The organism is Streptomyces hyaluromycini (assembly GCF_002217755.1).
In the GTDB taxonomy this organism is placed as follows: domain Bacteria; phylum Actinomycetota; class Actinomycetes; order Streptomycetales; family Streptomycetaceae; genus Streptomyces; species Streptomyces hyaluromycini.
In genome coordinates this window covers 1-18,768 of the sequence record NZ_BCFL01000028.1, presented here as the reverse complement: position 1 = coordinate 18,768, position 18,768 = coordinate 1, and the positions used below count along the sequence as shown (strand labels likewise).

General features: G+C 71.4%; 11 protein-coding genes, 1 tRNA gene and 4 pseudogenes. 9 read left to right on the top strand and 7 right to left on the bottom strand.

Annotated elements, in window-relative coordinates; genetic code table 11:
* Positions 1 to 71: 71 nt before the first annotated feature.
* The 4 genes from SSP29_RS37475 to SSP29_RS37460 all read right to left on the bottom strand — a co-directional run bounded on the left by SSP29_RS37475 (position 72) and on the right by SSP29_RS37460 (position 6,933).
* On the bottom strand, positions 72 to 1,163 hold the full coding sequence (locus tag SSP29_RS37475; protein ID WP_089105389.1) for an ABC transporter permease: 1,092 nt from the start codon (positions 1,161 to 1,163) through the stop codon (positions 72 to 74).
* The gene (locus SSP29_RS37470; RefSeq protein WP_089105388.1) at positions 1,160 to 2,725 is read right to left on the bottom strand and encodes a sugar ABC transporter ATP-binding protein; all 1,566 of its coding nucleotides are present in this window, start codon (positions 2,723 to 2,725) and stop codon (positions 1,160 to 1,162) included. The genes SSP29_RS37475 and SSP29_RS37470 overlap by 4 nt, the downstream gene beginning before the upstream one ends.
* Before the next feature lie 204 nt (positions 2,726 to 2,929).
* Positions 2,930 to 5,866, bottom strand: coding sequence for a SpoIIE family protein phosphatase (locus SSP29_RS37465; RefSeq protein WP_089105387.1), 2,937 nt, complete (start codon positions 5,864 to 5,866; stop codon positions 2,930 to 2,932).
* A 98-nt stretch (positions 5,867 to 5,964) separates the two neighbouring features.
* A complete protein-coding gene (locus SSP29_RS37460; protein WP_089105386.1) occupies positions 5,965 to 6,933 on the bottom strand; it encodes a cyclase family protein in 969 nt (322 codons plus the stop codon).
* A gap of 370 nt (positions 6,934 to 7,303) precedes the next feature.
* On the opposite strand from SSP29_RS37460, the gene SSP29_RS37455 reads away from it, so the two are divergent.
* Entirely contained in the window at positions 7,304 to 8,554 is a 1,251-nt protein-coding gene (locus SSP29_RS37455; protein ID WP_089105385.1) for a PP2C family protein-serine/threonine phosphatase, read from the top strand.
* 80 nt (positions 8,555 to 8,634) lie between these two features.
* Here the strand turns inward: SSP29_RS37455 and SSP29_RS37450 are convergent, their stop codons facing one another.
* The gene (locus tag SSP29_RS37450) at positions 8,635 to 9,213 is read right to left on the bottom strand and encodes a TetR/AcrR family transcriptional regulator (protein ID WP_089105384.1); all 579 of its coding nucleotides are present in this window, start codon (positions 9,211 to 9,213) and stop codon (positions 8,635 to 8,637) included.
* A 211-nt stretch (positions 9,214 to 9,424) separates the two neighbouring features.
* Between SSP29_RS37450 and SSP29_RS37445 the strand changes: the two genes are divergently transcribed.
* The 4 genes and pseudogenes from SSP29_RS37445 to SSP29_RS60360 all read left to right on the top strand — a co-directional run.
* Positions 9,425 to 10,852: an MFS transporter gene (locus SSP29_RS37445; protein WP_089105383.1), complete on the top strand. Its 1,428-nt coding sequence runs from the start codon at positions 9,425 to 9,427 to the stop codon at positions 10,850 to 10,852.
* 45 nt (positions 10,853 to 10,897) lie between these two features.
* A tRNA-Pro gene (locus tag SSP29_RS37440) sits at positions 10,898 to 10,971 on the top strand.
* Positions 10,972 to 11,209: 238 nt separating this feature from the next.
* The gene (locus SSP29_RS59400) at positions 11,210 to 11,545 is read left to right on the top strand and encodes a phage integrase N-terminal SAM-like domain-containing protein (RefSeq protein WP_150135651.1); all 336 of its coding nucleotides are present in this window, start codon (positions 11,210 to 11,212) and stop codon (positions 11,543 to 11,545) included.
* A gap of 81 nt (positions 11,546 to 11,626) precedes the next feature.
* Positions 11,627 to 11,920 (top strand): annotated as a pseudogene (locus tag SSP29_RS60360) (IS1380 family transposase); the annotation flags it as partial.
* Positions 11,921 to 11,979: 59 nt separating this feature from the next.
* On the opposite strand, the pseudogene SSP29_RS61615 reads toward SSP29_RS60360, so the two are convergent.
* Positions 11,980 to 12,324 (bottom strand): annotated as a pseudogene (locus tag SSP29_RS61615) (PhzF family phenazine biosynthesis protein); the annotation flags it as partial.
* Positions 12,325 to 12,776: 452 nt separating this feature from the next.
* On the opposite strand from SSP29_RS61615, the gene SSP29_RS37425 reads away from it, so the two are divergent.
* From SSP29_RS37425 to SSP29_RS37415, 3 genes and pseudogenes are all read left to right on the top strand, one after another.
* Complete coding sequence (locus SSP29_RS37425) at positions 12,777 to 14,792, top strand: hypothetical protein (protein ID WP_089105381.1); 2,016 nt, start codon at positions 12,777 to 12,779, stop codon at positions 14,790 to 14,792.
* Between the two features lie 12 nt (positions 14,793 to 14,804).
* Positions 14,805 to 15,809 (top strand): hypothetical protein, encoded by a 1,005-nt coding sequence (locus SSP29_RS37420; protein ID WP_145968999.1) that lies wholly within the window; start codon positions 14,805 to 14,807, stop codon positions 15,807 to 15,809.
* Positions 15,810 to 15,981: 172 nt separating this feature from the next.
* Positions 15,982 to 17,403: pseudogene (locus SSP29_RS37415) on the top strand (IS1380 family transposase); the annotation flags it as partial.
* Positions 17,404 to 17,570: 167 nt separating this feature from the next.
* On the opposite strand, the pseudogene SSP29_RS57065 reads toward SSP29_RS37415, so the two are convergent.
* Positions 17,571 to 17,720, bottom strand: a pseudogene (locus tag SSP29_RS57065) (transcriptional regulator); the annotation flags it as partial.
* 86 nt (positions 17,721 to 17,806) lie between these two features.
* Between SSP29_RS57065 and SSP29_RS37405 the strand changes: the two are divergent.
* Positions 17,807 to 18,601, top strand: a complete 795-nt coding sequence (locus tag SSP29_RS37405; RefSeq protein WP_089105379.1) for an SDR family NAD(P)-dependent oxidoreductase — start codon at positions 17,807 to 17,809, stop codon at positions 18,599 to 18,601.
* Positions 18,602 to 18,768: the final 167 nt, after the last annotated feature.

Below are 18,768 nucleotides of genomic sequence, written 5' to 3'. Positions count from 1 at the left end.
AGCCCCTCGCCGAGGCGCGAGCGGCAAGGCACGCCGGGGGCGGGGGCCGGGGTCGGCGACCCTGGCGTCGGTCATGGCGCGGTGTCCGCGGTTCCGTCCCCGGACCCCGCCGGCGGCCACCGCGCAGCGGCCGGTGCGTCGCGGGCCGTGTCGGCCCCGGTGCGCAGCCGGCGGGCGGAGTAGCCGGCCAGACCGACGGCGAGCAGCAGCGTGCCGCCGTAGAACAGGGGGACCGTCCAGAAGTCGGCGCCGAGTTGTCCGATGCCGGTGAGGCCGACGGCGAGCACGGCGACGGCGACGAGCGTGCCCAGGGCGTTGGGACGGCCGGGTCTGATCGCGGTGGAGCCGAGCAGGGCGCCGACGAACGCGGGCAGCAGATAGTCGAGACCGACGCTGGGATTGCCGATCTGCTGCTGGGCCGCCAGCAGAACCCCGGCGAAGCCGACGATCAGCCCCGACGCGGCGAACGCGTAGACGGTGTATCTGCGGGTCGGGATGCCGACCAGTTCGGCGGCGCGCGGATTGGCCCCGATGACGTAGAGGCACCGGCCGAGCGGCAGCCGCTCCAGCACCACCCAGAGGACGACGGCGAGGGCGAGGACGTAGAACGCGGGCAGCGGCAGGCCGAGGAACGTGGAGTCGTAGAGGTCGGTGAAGGCGACCGGCAGACCGTTCGGGCCCGGGACGATCCTGCCGCCGCCGGTGACCCAGCCGGTCACGGCGTAGAGCATGCTGCCGGTCCCGAGGGTGGCGATGAAGGAGTCGATCCGGCCGAACTCGACGACCACACCGTTGAGGACACCCACCACCCCGCCGCCGGCGACCACCACGAGGCAGGCCCAGGGCCAGGGCCATCCGGCGTCGACGACGAGCTGCAGCACCATGACGTGGGCCAGGCCGAGGCCGTAGCCGAGGGAGAGATCGAAGGAGCCGGTCACTACGGGGACCATGGCGGCGAGCGCGAGGACGGCCGGGATCGACTGGTTGGACAGGATCGCGTCGACGGTGTCCCGGGTGGGGAACGTGCGCGGCAGCGCGAGGGAGAAGACCAGGACGAGCAGCGCGGTGAGGACCAGAAGACCGTAGGCGCCCGCGAGGTGCCCGGCCGCTCCCCGCCGCAGCGGCCGGGAACGGGGCGGGGCGGGCGGGGGCGCGGCCGTCATGAGTCCGTGGTCGTTCCGGGGGCCGGCAGGGCCGAGGCCGCCCGGGCGAGCCCCGTGACCGTGAGGTCCGTACCGCTCAGCTCGGCGGCCACGTGGCCGCGGACGAACACCAGGGCACGCCGGCACACGCCCGTCACCTCCTCGAAGTCGGTCGAGACGAGCACGACCGCGAGACCGCCGGCCAGCGCCTCGTCGAGCAGGCGGTGGACCGCGGCCTTGGCGCCGACGTCCACGCTCGCGGTCGGCTCCTCCAGGATCAACAGGCGCAGATCCGCCCTGAACCACCGGCCGATCAGGACCTTCTGCTGGTTGCCGCCGGACAGGGCGGCGAGCGGTGCCTCGCCGTCGCGGGGACGCACCGCGAACCGTTCGATCAGCTCCGCGGCCCGGGCCCGCTCACGGCGGGGGCCGATCCAGCGCGGTGCGCGCGGACCGCCCGCCCGGGGATTGGCCAGCAGGTTCTCGCGCACGGTCAGCCCCATGGCACAGCCCTCCCGCTGCCGGTCCCCGGGCACGAAGCCGACCCCGGCGGCGACGGCGTCGGTGACCGTGCGGGGCCGGTAGGGCCGGCCGCCCAGCAGGACCCGGCCGCCGAGGAACGGCCGGGCGCCGGCCAGCGCGCGGCCCAGCTCCACCTGCCCCGCGCCCGACAGCCCGACCAGGCCAAGCGCCTCCCCGGCCCTCAGTTCCAGGGTCACCGCCGCCGTGCCGGCGGTCCGTGCGCCGTCGAGGGCCAGGACGGCCGGGCCGCCCACGGGGGCGGTCACGGGGAGCGGGCGGGCCGGCTGTTCCTCGCCGACGATGTCGTGGACCAGCCGGGCGGGACTGAGGCCCGCCAGCGGGCCCTGGCTGACGAGCCGGCCGTCGCGCAGCACGGCGAAGGTGTCGGCCACCTGGTACACCTCGTCCATGCGGTGGGTGACGTAGAGGATGCCGTGCCCCCGGTCCCGCAGGACGTGCAGCACCCGGAAGAGCCGGGCGCAGTCCGCGGCGGGCAGGCGGGCGGTCGGCTCGTCGAGTACGAGGAGTCGCGCGCGGGTCGCAAGGGCCCGGCCGACGGCGACCAGCGAACGCTCGGCGGGACCGAGCCGGGCGACCGGCGTGTCCGGGTCGAGGTGCCCGGCGACCGTTTCCAGGGCCTCGGCGCAGCGCTCCCGGGTCCGCCGCCAGGAGATCAGCCCCGCGCGGCGCGGATATCCGGCGGTCAGGGCGATGTTCTCGGCGACGGTCATCCACTCCACGAGCCCGAGGTCCTGGTGGATGAAGGACATGCTGCGGGCGGCGGCGCTACTGCCGAGCGAGTGCCCGGCCACCGTGATCCGGCCCGCGTCGGCACGATGGACCCCCGCGAGCACCTTGATGAGCGTGGACTTTCCGGCACCGTTGGGACCGAGGAGGGCGAGGACGCTGCCGGCCCGGACGTCGAGGTCGACCCCGTCCAGCGCGCGCGTCCCGCCGAACCGCTTGGCGAGCCCGCGGATCCGTACCAGGGGGTCGGCCCCCAGGGCTCCGAAGGTGGTGACCGCCTGCTCGGGGGTGTCGGGAGGGTCGTGCACGGACATCTCCGGGGGTCGGCCTGGCGATTTCTTCCCGACTCTCGCCGCGATACTAGTGCGACACGTCATGTCATTACGGATTTGAGGCATGTATTCCGGATTCGGTGCGCCCGATGACACCAACGGGTCAGCGTGACGCCCGCGTCAGCCGTGACGCCCGTGGGCGGCCGCGTCGGCTGTTGTCGGGCCGTGTCGGCCGTGTCCCTGGCCTCAGGCGGCGTCGAGCCCGCACTCGGCCCAGATGACCTTGCCCTGCCGGAGGTAGCGGGTGCCCCAGCTCCGTGCCAGCTGGGCCACCAGGAACAGGCCGCGGCCGCCCTCGTCGGTGGTGGCCGCCCGGCGCAGGTGCGGGGCGGTGTTGCTGCAGTCGGAGACCTCGCAGATCAGGGTGCGGCTGTGCAGCAGACGTACCCGGACGGGACCGGAGCCGTGGCGGATGGCGTTGGTGACCAGCTCGCTCAGCACCAACTCCGCGGCGAACCCGGCCTCTTCCAGTCCCCAGTCGGCCAGCCGGCGCAGAGCCGACGCGCGGACTTCGCTGACGAGCGAAGGGTCGGCGGGCAGGTCCCAGGTGGCCATCCGCTGGGGGGCCAGGGCGTGGGTACGGGCGACGAGAAGGGCGATGTCGTCACGGGGGTGGACCGGCGCCACGGTGTCCAGGACCGTCTCGCAGATCTCCTCGGGCGTGCGGTCCGGGTGGGCGAGGGCGCCCCGCAACCGGTCGAGGACCATGTCGGCGTCTCGGGTCCGGCTCTCGATGAGCCCGTCGGTGTAGAGGACCAGCCGGCTGTCCTCGGGGAGGTCGATGTCGACGGCTTCGAAGGGCAGGCCGCCGAGGCCCAGCGGGGGCCCGGCGGGTATGTCGGGGAAGGAGACCGTGCCGTCGGGGTGGACGAGGGCGGGCGGCGGATGCCCGGCGCGGGCCATGGTGCACTGCTGCGTGGTCGGGTCGTAGACGGCGTACAGGCAGGTCGCCCCGAAGATGCCCGCCTCGCCCGCGTCGGGGGTCGCCTCCCGGTCGAGGCGTCCCACCAGGTTGTCGAGGTGGGTGAGGACCTCGTCCGGGGAGAAGTCGAGTTCGGCGTAGCTGCGTGCGGCGGTGCACAGCCGTCCCATGGTGGCGGCCGAGAGCATGCCGTGGCCCACGACGTCACCGACCAGGAGGCCGACCCGGGTGCCGGAGAGGGGGATGACGTCGTACCAGTCGCCGCCCACGTCGGACTCCGCGGGCAGGTAGCGATGCGCCACGTCGACGGCGTCCTGGTCCGGCAGCCCCTGCGGGAGCAGGCTGCGCTGCAGCGCCAGGACCATGCTGCGCTCCCGGGTGTAGCGCCGGGCGTTGTCGATGGACAGGGCCGCGCGGCCGGCGAGTTCCTGGACGAGTGAACGGTCGTCGTCGTCGAAGGGCGCGGGATGCCGCCCGCGGTAGAACGCGGCCACGCCGAGGGTGACGCCGCGGGCCACGAGGGGGACGGCGATGAGCGAGTGGACGTGGGTCAGCATCACCTCGGTGCGCTGCGGGTCGTGGGCGCGCCAGCCCACGGCGGTCCTCAGGTCCGGTTCCAGCACCGCCTGCCCGCTGGTCAGGCAGCGCAGGTGCGGGGTGGCCGGGTTGTAGTCGATACGTTTGCCGACCGGGTGGAACGGACAGTCGTCGTCGATGCCGTGGACCACCGTGCGGTACAGGTCGGAGAAGGGGTCGGCGGCCTCCTCGCCCCGCAGCACGGCCTCGGGCAGGTCGATCGTGACGTAGTCGGCGAGCCGTGGCACCGCCGTCTCGGCGAGTTCCTCGGCGGTACGGCGCACGTCGAGGGTGGTCCCGATGCGGGTGCTGGCGTCGGTCAGCAGTTCCAGACGGCGACGCGCGGCGAGGGCGTACCGCCCCACGTGCGGCTCTCCTACCAGCACGAGCCCCCTTGCCGGGGGCGGCGAGCCGCGACTGCCGCCCGTCGGCGCGTCGGTGCCGCGCGCATCGGCTCGGAGGGGTACGAGGCCGGGTGCCGCCGTGCCGGGTGCCGGGCCGGGCGCCGCGGCGAGGGGAACGGCCGCGGACGACGGGATGACGGGGACCGCCGGGATGACGGGGACCGCGGGGACGGCGGGTTCGGCGGCTGCGCCGGCTTCGGCGGGCGCGGCGGTGTCGCGGGCGGACTCGGCGGGGACCAGGGTGAGGCGCGGCGGCTGCTCGGCAGCCCACGGGACGAGGAGGGGCTCGTGCCGTGCGGGGCCGGGCAGGATGGCCTCGGTGACGAAGCCTTCCACCCCGGTGGCGGTCGTCATCGGACGGCTCACCAGCGTGACCCGCCGGCCGTCGGAGAGGGTCACGTGGACCGCGGCCCGCTGTGCGCAGGAGATCAGCTCGGCGGCCTTTTCCATCAGGACCGCCCGGTCGCTGGGGCGCATCCCGGGGGTCAGCTCGCCGACCCCGACGCTGCGGTGAGGTCCGGCGGTGGTCTCGGCGCCGGTGTCGAGGTATGCGCGGAGCAGGGCGCGCTCACGTTCGGAACTCTGTCCGAGCAGCCGCTTCTCGATGGCGTGGGCGGCCCGGCGTATCAGGGTGGCCAGCGCCGGGTCCTCGGCGTTGCGCGGGTAGCCGAGGCACAGGACGCCCTCGATGCGGCCGCTGATCGGGTCGCGGACGGGCAGTGCCCGGCAGGCGTTGCCCTGCGCGCGCTCGGCGAAGTGCTCGGCGCCGTAGACCTGGACGAGTTGCCGCTCCGCCAGGGCGAGCCCGATCCCGTTGGTGCCGGCGTACCGCTCGGCGAACACGAACCCGGGGACGCGCTGGAACGCCGGGAGGCTGCCGGCCAGGGACGTCTCCCCGAAGCGGCGCAGCAGGACGGTCCCGTTGGCATCGGCCACGGAGATGTTCATCCTGCTGCCGGCGAACACGGACTGCAGCCAGTCGAGCACCGGCACGGCCGCGCGGATGATCCGGGCGTCCCGTTCGAAGTCGTCCCGGAAGGGCAGTCCGGGCTGGTCGGGGGAGAGTCCCAGGGCCCGGCAGCGCTGCCACGAGTTCGAGATGGGGGCGCGTACGCCGGCTTCGACCGCCTCGCCCTGCAGGAAGCGCTCACGCGAACGTGCGGGCCCTTTGCCGTCTGTCGCACGCCCCGTCGGTATCGTTTTCCCGCCGCCCCGAACCACGCTTCGCCTCACTCGCGCCTGCAGAGTTCGTCCCTTCTAAGTCATTTCCCCCGAAGCGATGAGACATATGCAAAATTAGGGACATTTGGCATCTGGAGTCACAGAACAGCGACCGGGTTGACCGGCGAGCCCGTTCCGCCCGGGATGTTCAGCGGCGCCACGACGAGCAGGAACGCGTGCCGCCCCGCACGGGCCGTCGCTGCCGACAGGGCCTCCAGATCGAGGTTGTCCAGCAGCGGCACCCCCATCGCGGCCACGACCAGGGCATGGACGGGCGAGTGCACCCCGTCCACGGGGGAGGGCCGTACGTCACTGTCGCCGTCACCGCCGAGCAGCGCGATGCCGCGCTCGGCCAGCAGCGGTACGGCGTCCACGTGGAGGCCCGCGGCGGCCGCGCCCGGGTCCCAGGCGCCGAGGTCCGCCCGGCGGCGGGTCTGCCCGGAGCGCAGGAGCAGCGCGTCGCCCTCGCCGATCCGCACGCCAAATGCCTCTTCCGCGGCGAGGATGTCCTCCGCGTGCACCGCCAGCCCCGGCTCCAGCCAGCGGATCCCCAGGACGGCGGGGAGGTCGAGGAGCACGCCCCGCGTGACGAGGGGGCCGAGCGCCGACACCGCTCCGAAGCGGGCCCCCGCCGCGCCGACGACGTCCTTCGCCGTCCGGCCGTCGTACAGCTGCCCCCGGTAGGCGACATGGCACAGGGCGTCGAGGTGGGTGACGGCCTTGCCGTGGTAGTCGGCGGCGATGAAGTCCTTGTGGGTGGCGGGCTCCGGGCTCTCCACGTCACCGAGATCGGTCATGTGGTGCAGGGCGGGCCTGGGGTTGTCGGGGCCGGGCACGGTGTTCCAGGGCAGCGCCAGCGGCACGACCTGACCGGACCGCACGGCGTCCGTGGCCCGTCGTACCCGCTCCGCGGTCACCCGGTTCCAGGCGCCGCGGTCGGCCGGGGTCCAGCGGCCCCAGGTGCGGACCGCCTCGAAGAGCGCGTCGAACTCCCCGCGGGAGACGGCGGGTCCGTTCGCGGCCTCGGCGGGACCGGGATCCGGGCCGTCCGCAGAGCTCGTGCTCATCCGTACTCACCGTCCCCAGCGTCGACACACGGCCCCGGCGGACGTGATCGCCGCGCGGGCCCGTCGGCACCTCGCGGGCCCGGCGGCACCTCGGGGGCCGGTGCCACCTCGCTGGTCCGGTGCCACCTCGCGGGTCCGCCGGCCGGATTCCCAGCCTGGCACGGCCCGCGCCGGCTCGCCGGGTTCACGCGCCCGGCCCCGCTGGGCCGCGCCCCGGCAGGCCCGCTGGGCCGCGCCCCGGCAGGCCCGCGGGCCCGCCCCCCCCGGCAGGCCCGCGGGGCCGCGCCCGCCGATGCCGCACGGCGGGCAGAGCCGCAGGACCGACCGTAGATTGAGGATGAAGCCGTTGAGGCGGGAAGGAGCGTCAGCGGTGGCATCGCGGGTTGATCACACGGCGCTGTTCGCCGCGACACCGAGCCCGTATCTGGTACTGGGTCCGGACCTGGTCATCGTCGATGTGAACCGGGCCTATCTGGCGGCCACCGGACGCACCCGGGAGGACCTGCTCGGTCGGCACATCTTCACCGCGTTCCCGGACAACCCCGCCGACCCGGACGCCGACGGGGTCAAGAATCTCGGTGCCTCCCTGCACCGGGTCCTCGCCACCGGCCGGTCCGACACGATGGCGCTGCAGAAGTACGACATCCCCGTCATGGGCCGGCCCGGAGTCTTCGTGGAGCGCTGGTGGTCCCCGGTGAACACCCCCGTGCTCGGCCCGGAAGGGCAGGTGACCTACATCATCCACCGGGTGGAGGACGTCACCGCGTTCGTCAAGGAGTACCGGGCCGCCCACCCCGACGGCATCCGGGCGACGGAGCATCCGCAGGAAACACAGGCGCTGGAGGCGGAACTGTATGTACGGGCCCGGGAGCTGCAACGCCTGAACGAGGAACTCCGGCAGGCCCACACCCGCGAACGCGAGGTCGCCGTCGCCCTCCAGGAAGCCATGCTGCACGCCCCCGACCTGGCCCACCACCGCGACATCGCGGTGCGCTACCTGCCCGCCACCGGCTCCCTCAACGTCTGCGGCGACTGGTACGACGTCGTCGACATCCCGCCCGACCGGCTCGCCGTCGCGGTCGGTGACGTCATCGGCCACGGCCTTGAGGCAGCGGCCGTCATGGGCATGCTCCGCAGCGCCCTGTCCGCCGCCATCCGGGCGCTGGAACGCCCCGCCCAGGCCCTGGAGGTCCTCGGCCTGTACGCCAGGTCCGTCGAGGGGGCGCTGGGCACCACCGCCGTCAAGGCGGTCGTCGACATGCGCAGCCGTCTGATCACCTACAGCAGTGCGGGCCATCCGCCGCCGATGCTCGTCCACCCCGACGGCAGCTGCGAACTGCTGGACCAGGCCACCGACCCGCCGCTCGGCGCCCGCCCGCAGCACGTCCCCCGCCCGCAGGCGATCCTGCCGTACAAGCCCGGTGACACCCTCGTCCTGTACACCGACGGGCTCATCGAGCGGCGGGACCAGGACATCGACGTCGGCCTGGGGCAACTGGCCGCCGTTCTGGGAGCGTTCATCCACCTGGGCGCCGAACAGCTCGCCGACACCGTGCTGGCCCGCCTGGGCGTCGCCAGCGGCGGCCGGGACGACGTCGCGCTCATCGTCGTGAAACTCTGAAAGCTCTGCAGGCTCTGAAAGCTCTGCGGGCTCGGAAGCCTCTGGCGGGTGGCCGGAGGTCCGGCCGGCCGCGGGACTCCCTACCGGCCGGCGCGCACCCCGTCCAGGGCGATGCCGAGGACGCGGTTGCGCTGGGCGTCGTCGTCGAAGGCCGTCGCCGTGATGCCGGAGACCATGCGGAGCAGGTCGCCGATCTCCATGTCGGTGCGGACCGCGCCCGCCTTCTGGGCCCGCTCCATCAGCGGGCCGCCGGCCGCGTACATCGAGTCACGGCAGGCCTGGAAGATCTCCGACTCGTCGTTCAGGGCCTCGCGGACGGCCCGCTTGGTGACCATGTAGCCGGTGAAACGGTCCAGCCACGACGTCAGCGCCTCCCACGGCTCCAGCCCGGCCAGGTCCACCGCGGCCCGGCACAGCGCGTTGACCTCGTCCGCGTAGACGCTCTCGAAGAGGTCGCGGCGGGTGGGGAAGTTCCGGTACAGGGTGCCGATCCCGACCCCCGCGCGGCGGGCGACGTCCTCCAGGGAGACGTCCGCGCCGCGCTCGGCGAACGCCTCGCGGGCGGCCGTCACCAGCGCGTCGTAGTTGCGGGCCGCGTCCTTACGGTGCGGTCTGCGGGACGCGACGATCTCACTGACGGGGAACGGGCTGTCCGTCACTGCTGCCTCCCGCGTGACAAGGGTGAACCGGAGGTGTTCCTCGACTTCGGTTGAAGCGGAGGGTTGCCTCCAGTAGAGTGGAGGGGTACCTCCACTTTAGCAGTGCGGAGCGGTACCGCCATGGCCGGACGCGGCCCGGTGTCCCCTTCCCGCACGCTCACGGACGTCTCCCTCACCCTTTCCCTCCGTTCCGATATCGGAGAGGCCTTTCATGCCCCGGAAGTCCACCCGCCTCACCTTCGCGGTCCTCGCGACCGGTGCCGGCGTGTTCTCCATGCTCCAGTCGCTGGTCGCGCCGGCCCTGCCGACCGTCCAGCACGCCCTGCACACCTCCCAGTCCACCGCGACCTGGGTGATGACGGCCTATCTGCTGTCCGCCTCGGTCTTCACCCCGATACTCGGCCGGGTCGGCGACCTGGTCGGCAAGAAGCGCACCCTCGTCGCCGTCCTGCTGGCCGTCCTGGCCGGCTGTCTCGTCGCCGCGCTCGCGCCGAACATCGGCGTCCTGATCATCGCCCGGGTCGTCCAGGGCATCGGCGGCGCCCTGTTCCCGCTCTCCTTCGGCATCATCCGGGACGAGTTCACCCCGGCCGAGGTCAGCGGCAGCATCAGCAACCTGTCCGCGGTGATCGCGGCCGGCGGCGGCGTCGGCATCGTGGCCGCCGGACCGATCGTCTCGGCGCTCGACTACCGCTGGCTGTTCTGGATCCCGGTCGGCGTGGTCGCGGCGACCGTCCTGATCGCCGCCCGTTATGTTCCCGAGTCGCCCAAGCGGGCCGGGGGCAGCGTCAGCTGGCTCGGCGCCGGACTGCTCTCCGCCTGGCTGGTGGCGCTGCTGCTGCCGCTGAGCCAGGCCGGGCAGTGGGGCTGGGGCTCGGCCAAGGTGCTCGGCCTGTTCGGTACGGCCGTCGTCCTGTTCGCCGTCTGGCTGCTCACCGAGTCCCGCTCCGCCAGCCCGCTCATCGACCTGCGCGTGATGCGGCTGCCCGCCGTCTGGACCACCAACACGGCCGCCCTCCTCTTCGGCGCCGGCATGTACGCGATCTGGTCCTTCCTGCCCGGCTTCGTCCAGACCCCCGCCTCGGCCGGCTACGGCTTCGGCGCCACCGTCACCGAGTCCGGCCTGCTCATGCTGCCGATGCTCATCGCCATGTTCCTCTCGGGCGTCATCGGCGGCCGCCTGGAACCCCGCGTCGGCGCCAAGGCCCAGCTCACCGCGGGAGCCGCGCTCGGCGCGCTGGCCTGCGGCTTCCTCACCCTCTGGCACGACAAGGAGTGGCAGATCGGCGTCGTCGCGGGCCTGTTCGGCCTCGGCATCGGCCTGGCCTTCGCCTCGATGGCCAACCTCATCGTCGGCAGCGTCCCGCCCGAGCAGACCGGCGCCGCGACCGGCATGAACGCCAACATCCGCACCATCGGCGGCTCCATCGGCGCCGCGCTCACCAGCGTCCTGGTCACCGGCCGGCTCCAGCCCTCCGGACTGCCGTACGCCTCCGGCTACACCCACGCCTGGGCCCTGCTCGCGCTGTTCTGCCTGACCGCCGCCGGGGCCGCCCTCCTCGTCCCGGTCCGCCGCGCGACCCGCACCGCCGACCCGGTCACGGAGCGGCCGGCGGCAGCACCCGTACGCGTGCGGTAGTGTTGACCTGCGTGATCACGCGGAAACCACCGCGTGACTCCGCAGCGGGACGTGGCGCAGCTTGGTAGCGCACTTGACTGGGGGTCAAGGGGTCGCAGGTTCAAATCCTGTCGTCCCGACGGTGCGAAGGGTCTTCGCAGGCGAGAGCCTGCGGGGGCCCTTTTTCGCGTGGGGTGTTTCCGGCTTCGGGGTTGAGCATGCCGCTCATCGGCACCTTTACTCGGAGGCTGGCGAAGATGCCCTTGCTGGACCTGGAGAAAATGACCACGGGTCTGTCGAAGACCTGATCGGGGTTCCTGCGGGACTGGGACCGCTCGCTGCGGTCGGGGAACTACCCGGAGACCACGCGCTACAACTATCTGCTGGCGGCCGTGCAGCTGGCGCGGTACTTGGGAGAATACGGGGCCGGATCCGGAGGCCGGCGCGGCGGCCGAGGATCCGGTCGAGGTCACGCGAGCGCACGTGGAGGCGTTCCAGGCGTGGATGATCGAGACGCGGTCGGCGTCGACGGCGCTGAACAAACACAAGGGGCTGCAGCAGTTCTTCAAGTGGCTGATGCTCGACGAGGGCGAGATCGTCAGGTCGCCGATGGAGCGGGTCCGTCAGCCGAAGCTGCCGCAGAAGCCGGTCCCGGTGATCCGTGACGAGGAGACCTCTAACCTCGCCGTTTCACTTGGGTATGGCGGATGTTGAGGCGGAAACACGAAAGTGCCTTCCTGACCTGGGACGATGAACCTTGCTGAGGGGTTCTGTCGGTCCAAGCGGAGGGCACTTCTGCGTGCAGGGTATCGGGTTGGTCCCAAGGTCCATGTCAGCGCCGATGGATCGGGGGTGGTCGGGCATGCCGGGACACGGTTACTGGCGGATCTTGCCGACGCCACCGGGCTGACCGCAACGTACTCCGCCGCTCTCGGGCCGCTTCGGCCGCGCGGGACCGGGCATGATCCGGGACGGATCGCCATGGATCTGGCGGTGATGCCCGCCGACGGCGGCGAGGCAATTGCGGACCTGGCCGTGCTGCGGCACCAGACAGGGATGTTCGGCCCGATCGCTTCGACACCGACGGCCTGACGGCTGCGGTCCTGCCCTTGCAGGAATAGCAACTCCACGGCCGAGTCGACCACATGCAGTTCGCGGTGGTAAGCGCCAAAGGTGGTGGCCGCGGCGCCTGTCGCGGGGTCCTGCACGACACCGCCCGCCGGGATCGGTTCGCGGACGTGAAAGACGCGAGCGTCCTCCGGCTCGTGCCACACCAGGTGCACCGTGGCCAGGTCGAGGGAGCGGCACAGGGCGGCCAGGCCGGTGGCATTCGGCAGGTGGCGGGCGAAGAACCGGGAGAGTTCCGAGTCCGCGTCCTGTAGTTCCGACGTCAAGCTCACACAACGTATTGTGCCGACCTGTATTACGTCCGGTGGCCACCAGCCGGTCGCAGTGTCGTATGCGGGCAGTGTGGTCGGCGGAGTGTTGAGCATCGGAGTCGCTTTACAAGTTGCGGCACGTCGCGTCCGGAGGGACTGTGGAAACGGGCGCTCTTGTCAGCGTTCAGACGACTTCCCACCCAGCAGCACTGTGAGCATCACGCAAGTCATTGGTGGGTCCCAGTTGTTGACGGGCTGCCCGACTGCCAAGTGGGGGCTGATCAGGTCCCTCAAGGGTGCCTCCGGCGGTGCTCCGTGCTGGCCATCTGGCCTTTTGGCTGCCCGGAGCAGCCCTGAGGATGGTCACCCCTGGGCACGCCGCTGGGCCTGACGTCCGGGGGATGACGGACCAACTTCGTCGTCTGGATGAGCGTGACGAAGGCGACTCCGTGATCGATGGACGCGACCTTCAGCGGGGGAAGTACACGACGCCCCACACTCCCCTCGCTTAGCCAGAGGAGCCGAGGCAGCGCCGTTCGATCGACTCCCGAAGGAAGGGGGACGTCGTGCCTGGCGTACCCACACAATTCACCGTCGCGGACATCGTTCTGGACTCCCTGCGCGCCGCCGGCGAGCCGGTCCCCGATGACGCCGATCTGCCGTTCTTCTACCTCGGCGCCCTTGGGCCTACGCTGGGCGACTTTTTGCCCACGCGAGTCGAGCCGGGCGCCGGAGGTTCCAACGCGCCCCTGTTCGACGTCTGGTCGCCCATCCTCGACTTGCTCGCGGGCACCCCCGGCATGCCGCCCACCCCCGGGGTGGCCGCAAACCTGCAAAAGCTGAAGAACACCCTTCAGCGACTACGCGATGCCATCCGCGACGAGGACAAGTTGGCCCTGCTGGACATGAAGTCAGAACTCGATGCGCTACCCGCTCTGATCTCCGCCCTCACGGCCCAGGTCAAGACCGTGAGCGGGCTGCGGTCGACGATAGCGAAGGCCGTCTTCGGCGCCCGGCCCCGCCCCAAGAAGCCACCGGCCACCGACCGCCACCCGCGGGACGTCCTCCACGGCCACCGAACCGGTGCCTTCTGGGACCAACTCCACCGACGCGCTACGGCCTCCGCCGACCCGCGGCTGCGAGCCTTCGGCCTCGGCGCCTGCACCGGCTACGCGGGCGCGCTGTGCGGCAACCCCTTCATCAACGGCGTCGTGGGCGCCCCATACCGCAACCACTGGTGGCGCCACCGCTGGGTGTCGCAGCACGTCGACTCCTGGGTGTGGGGCTACGACCGCACCCGCAGGCAGCTTCGTCCTGCAGGGCAGGAGATCGTATTCCCGCCTCCCCCTACAACAACCACGGCAGGCCGAGTCCCCGTACCGCCGTACGCCGCCTGGCACAACATTGCAGGAGCGGAACTGCAGAACCGGTTCGCCATAGGCGGTATCACACCGGACTCCGTCCTCGACGCCATCCGCGACCGCACCGCACTCCCGCCGCGCCTGCCCGACGAACTCGTCACCCTCTGGCTGGACTGCTACCGCGACACCCACGGCAACCCGGCCGGTGCCGGAGTCAACGCTGCGGGCCTTGAGGGCGCCTACGCACTCACCTGGCTGACCACGTGGATCACCACCTCGTCCGCTCTCTTCGGCGCCACCCCGCCCAACCAGATCAATGACCCTGACGGTTGCGGTGAACGCCCCCAGTGGGTCAACGTGGACGGCAGCGTCGTCGTCGGCGGGACCGTGGTCCCGCCACCGGATCCCAGGCCCTTCGATCCGTCGGTGGCTGAGCTCGTCAGCGCCCTCGTGGCCGCGGTCCTGGGAGCGGCCGCCTTCGTTGTCGGCGGCGCCGCCGCCGGAATCGCCCTGATCGCTGCCGCTGTCGCCCTCGTCGATGACGCCACTGACCCTGACTGGCCAGAGTTGCGCTGCCACGCAGGGTGGGTGGACTCCTACCTCGCACAACTCGACATCGCTTTCCGCGATCTGTTGCGCGTCGCCGGCCTTGGCCCCCCGTACGCGATACAGCTTGCCCACAACGAGATCCAGTTCCAGACCGATCCCACGGATCCGAACAGCATCGTCCCGCCGGACGCCGCGCTGACCACGTGCCGCAGCCCGTCGGCCTCCGAAGGCGAGAGGTATCCGGCAAGCGCCTGGGCGGCGACTGCGAGCGACTGGGCCCGCTATCCCACCGAACCGCCCGAGCAGCCAAGCCAGATCTCGTACCCAGACCGCCCATGGGACCCGCGGCACTTCCTCGACGGGCTCTCCTTCATCGACAACGGAACGACAGCCGTCCCCCGGTACACCTCCACCCAGATCAACCCGCTCGACACCCCACAGGGCAGGCCCAGCGTCCTCTCCCAGGAGGACTGGAAGCAGCGGATGGAAGGGGCGGAACAGGGCGACAGCCCCCAGGTGCCCTTCGGCAATGCCGTGGACGTGGCGCTGACCTTGCTCCACCGAGCACCGGACCAGCCGCTCCTGGACTGGGACCTGGACGGCGACCGCGGCGTCGGCTGGCCTACATGGGTGTGGAAGACCGGCCAACCCGGGCCTGTAGTCCGCGAGTGAAGGAGAACCACCATGGCGCATCAGACAGAAGGCCAAAGAGAGAAGGGCGAGGGCCCGCCCCCAACGTATACGCCGTGGCTCGTCGTCCGCGCCACCCCCTCAGACAAGGGCGCGCGGCCGGCAAAGCTCGGGACAGTGTTTTACGCGTCCCCCGACATCGGTGCAGCCCCGGCCGACCCGTGGGGGCGAGTGCGTCCCGAGGAGGAAGTGACCGTCTCGGTGACCGTGCAGAACCTTGGCTTCGCGACAGCGGCGGGAGTACGCGCCACGTTCTGGTGGGCCGAGGCAACGGGCGGCATCGTTCCCTCGAATGCAAAGCGTATCGGCACCTCGCCGCGCGTCTCGATCGCGGCGGGGCAGGCGGAAACCCTGATCTGCGGGGACCCCTGGACACCGCACTACATCGCCGGCAGCCACGAGTGCCTCGTGGTGGAAGTCTCCTGCCTTTCAGACCCATTGCAGCAGAGCTTCCGGCCCGACCTGGACCGGCACGTCGGCCAGCGCAACATGACAATCCTCGAACCGGAGGGCCACCCGCATTCCTCGATGCTGATTCTCACCAACCCGTTCTCCGAGGAGGTCACGACCACGCTTCACCTCCGCTCCTTTGCGGTCCAAAGTGCCGAGCGCCTACTGGGATTCGGACTGCACGTCCGTCCGGTCGACGCCCTGGTGCACGCAGGCGACCGCACTCTCACCGACGCTTTCGCCGCGTTGGGGCTGGAGGTCGGCGACGTAGAGACCGGCACGGGTCTCCAGGTGGGGGAGCCGGATGTCAAAGAAGGAGAGGCATACGGCTTCAGCGAGGAGACGCAGCGTCAGATACGGCTGCGAGGTCACGCACAACACGACTTCGGACCGGAGGTCGCCCGCATTATCCTGCCCCCGGCGGCAGTCGCGCAGGTGGAGGTGACCACCGATCTTGGCGGCCTGAACGGGAGAGCCCTCATCCACCGGCTCACGCAGGTGGCCGACGGGGTTGATGTCGGCGGCTACGCCCTGCTGTCACTGCCTTAGCGATGCCGCCTCCTGGGTTCAGACTGAATGCACCGCCCGATCCTTGACCGGCGCGTCGCGAGCCCGCCTGGTGGCCCTCTAACCCCGCGGTTCACATAGGGATGGCTAACCCTTGGGCGGAAAGTACGAAAGTGCCTTCCTGACCTGGGACGATGAACCTTGCTGAGGGGTTCTGTCGGTCCAGGCGGAGGGCATTTTCTACGTGCAGGCTATCGGGTTGCGTCCCAAGGTTCAGGTCAGTGCCGATGGTTCGGGGGTGGTCGGGCAAGCCGGGGCACGGTTGCTGACGGATCTCGCTGATGCCACCAGGCTGACCGCCGCGTACTCCGCCGCTCTCAGGCCGCTTCGGCCGCGCGGGACCGGACATGATCCAGGCCGGATCGCCACCGACCTGGCGGTAATGCTCGCCGACGGCGGCGAGGCTATCGCGGACCTGGCCGTACTGCGGGACCAGACAGGGGTCTTCGGCCCTGTCGCCTCGACACCAACGGCCTGGCGGCTGCTCGCCGACATCGACGAGAGGACACTGGCTTCTCTGCGCTCGGCCCGTGCCCGGGCCCGGGAAGTCGCCTGGCTGCAGGCCGCTGAGCACGGTGAAGGCGTACCCGCAGTCCGCGCCGCAGGGCGCGAAGTGCCCGGTCTGGTCCTGGACCTCGACGCCACGCTGATCACCTGCCACTCCGAGAAAGCGCAGGCCGCTCCCACCTATAAGGGCGGCTTCGGCTTCCACCCGCTGCTGTGTTTCCTGGCCAACACCGGTGAAGGGATGTCCGGCCGACTGCGGCCCGGAAACGCCGGCGCCAACACCGCGAGCGACCACATCACCGTGCTCGATCAGGCGCTCGCGCAGATCCCCGATGCCCACCGGCACGGCACCGACGTCCTTGTCCGCACCGACAGCGCCGGATCCGCGAAAGCCTTCCTTGCCCACGTTCGTGACCTGCGGAAACGCGGAATCCGCAGCTTCTTCTCCGTCGGATACGCCATCGCTGAGCCGGTCCGCCGCGCCATTCGGGCCATGCCCGGCCGCCTCTGGCATCCCGCCCTCGACCAGGACGGGTCGCTGCGTGATGGCGCCGAGGTCGCCGAGCTGACCGGCATGGTCGATCTGGACGGCTATCCGGCCGCCACCCGCATCATCGTGCGCCGGGAGCGGCCGCACCCCGGAGCCCAGCTGTCCCTGTTCGACCAGGACGAAGGTCTGCGGCATCAGGTGTTCCTCACCGACACACCGCACTCCGGTGGCGGCTCCGCCCAGTTCCTGGAAGTCCGTCACCGCGGGCACGCCACGGTCGAAGACCACATCCGGTGCGGCAAGGCCACCGGCTTCGGCCGCTTCCCCTCTCCCGACTTCAACATCAACTCCGCCTGGCTCGAACTCAGCCTCACGGCGATCGATCTGCTGGCCTGGATGCGCGTCCTGCTACTGGACGGCGAACTCGCAGCTGCGGAGCCGAAGAAGCTCCGCTACCGGCTGCTGCACGTTGCCGCACTCCTCACCCGCGGCGGCCGCCGCCTGCGCTTGCGGATATCGGCGACCTGGCCCTGGAGAGACGAACTCACCACGGCCTTCCATCGCCTCACGTGCTGCCCCGCCCGGCCAGCTGACCGGAAACCCCCTGACCACCGCGACCTGAAGGACCCTGGAGAACCCGACCACCGCGCCGGGACTCAGCCATGCCCAAGCACCGAAGTCGCCTCGGCCACACAACAGTCGCCCCTCAGCGACGCCTCACCACCCCAACCGAAACGGCGAGGTTAGTACTCGGTGGAGAAGTGGGCGAGGTCTGCCGCTTCCGCGCGGCGCAGACCTGGTGTGCGGCGTCGCGGGCCGGAGGGGAGGCCGACCTCCTGGGGGTGGAGCCGCTCGCGGTGGCTGCGGAGGAACGCCCCGAGCTCCTGTTTGTTCATACGCCCAGTGTGCGCGCGGCGCGGTGGCGGATCCTGGTACAGCCTGTGCCTGTATCCGGTCCGGGTGCGGCCTGACGCTGTTTGGCATGACGAACAACACGAACACCACCGACAGCGCACCCGTCGGCCTGCTCACCGGCAAGGTCATCTTCATCACCGGGGCCAGCCGCGGCATCGGGGCGGCCGCGGCCCGGCTCTTCGCCTCCGAGGGCGCCGCCGTCGTGCTCGCCGCCCGCAGCACCGACGCCCTCGAGACCATCGTGAAGGAGATCCGAGCCGTCGGGGGCGCCGCCGACGCCGTCACCCTGGACCTGGCAGACCCCGCGAGCATCCGCGCCGCTGTCGATCACGTCGAAAAGCTGCACGGACGGCTCGACGGCGCCTTCAACAACGGCGCGGTCCCTCAGCAGCAGTTCGGCCCGGTCGAGACCACCAGCGACGAGGACATCGACGAGCAGTTCGCCGTGAACTTCCGTTCGCACTGGACCGCCATGACCGCCGAGGCCGCGCTCATGCGGCGGGGCGGCGGCGGGGCGATCGTCAATACGTCAAGCATCGGCAGCCGCCGCGCGAACCCCGCCCTGCCCGCCTACGGCGCCATGAAGCGCGCGCTCAACAGTCTTACCGAGACCGCCGCGGTGAACTGGGCCGGTGACCGTGTCCGGGTCAACGGCATCACCCCCGGCGGGACCGCCACGGAGATGATCGACACCTGGGAGGCGGCGACTCCCGGCATCGTCGAGCAGATGACCGCGACGATCCCGCTTGGTCGGATGGCTGAGCCCCGGCAGATCGCCGAGGCGGCCGCGTGGCTGCTCAGCGACCGGGCCTCGTACGTGACCGGCGCGATCGTCCCGGTCGACGGCGGCGCCGGCGCCTGAATTCGGTGACCGGTCGCTGCGGCCACGCCAGCCGTCGGTCGTGTCCGTGGTTCTCGGGCGCGAACTCCCCCCACTGCTGGCCTCCCCGACCCGGATCGAGGCGCGCCTGCGACCTGGGCGGCCTCTGAAGCGACAGCGGACACGCTTCGTGCCGTACGCCCGGCGTC

Bases quoted from the DNA above. Each gene is read 5' to 3' on its own strand.
- SSP29_RS37420 (WP_145968999.1), top strand. From the start codon at position 14,805: ATGGCGCATCAGACAGAAGGCCAAAGAGAGAAGGGCGAGGGCCCGCCC.
- SSP29_RS37460 (WP_089105386.1), bottom strand. From the start codon at position 6,933: ATGAGCACGAGCTCTGCGGACGGCCCGGATCCCGGTCCCGCCGAGGCC.
- SSP29_RS37470 (WP_089105388.1), bottom strand. From the start codon at position 2,725: ATGTCCGTGCACGACCCTCCCGACACCCCCGAGCAGGCGGTCACCACC.
- SSP29_RS37445 (WP_089105383.1), top strand. From the start codon at position 9,425: ATGCCCCGGAAGTCCACCCGCCTCACCTTCGCGGTCCTCGCGACCGGT.
- SSP29_RS37475 (WP_089105389.1), bottom strand. From the start codon at position 1,163: ATGACGGCCGCGCCCCCGCCCGCCCCGCCCCGTTCCCGGCCGCTGCGG.
- SSP29_RS37405 (WP_089105379.1), top strand. From the start codon at position 17,807: ATGACGAACAACACGAACACCACCGACAGCGCACCCGTCGGCCTGCTC.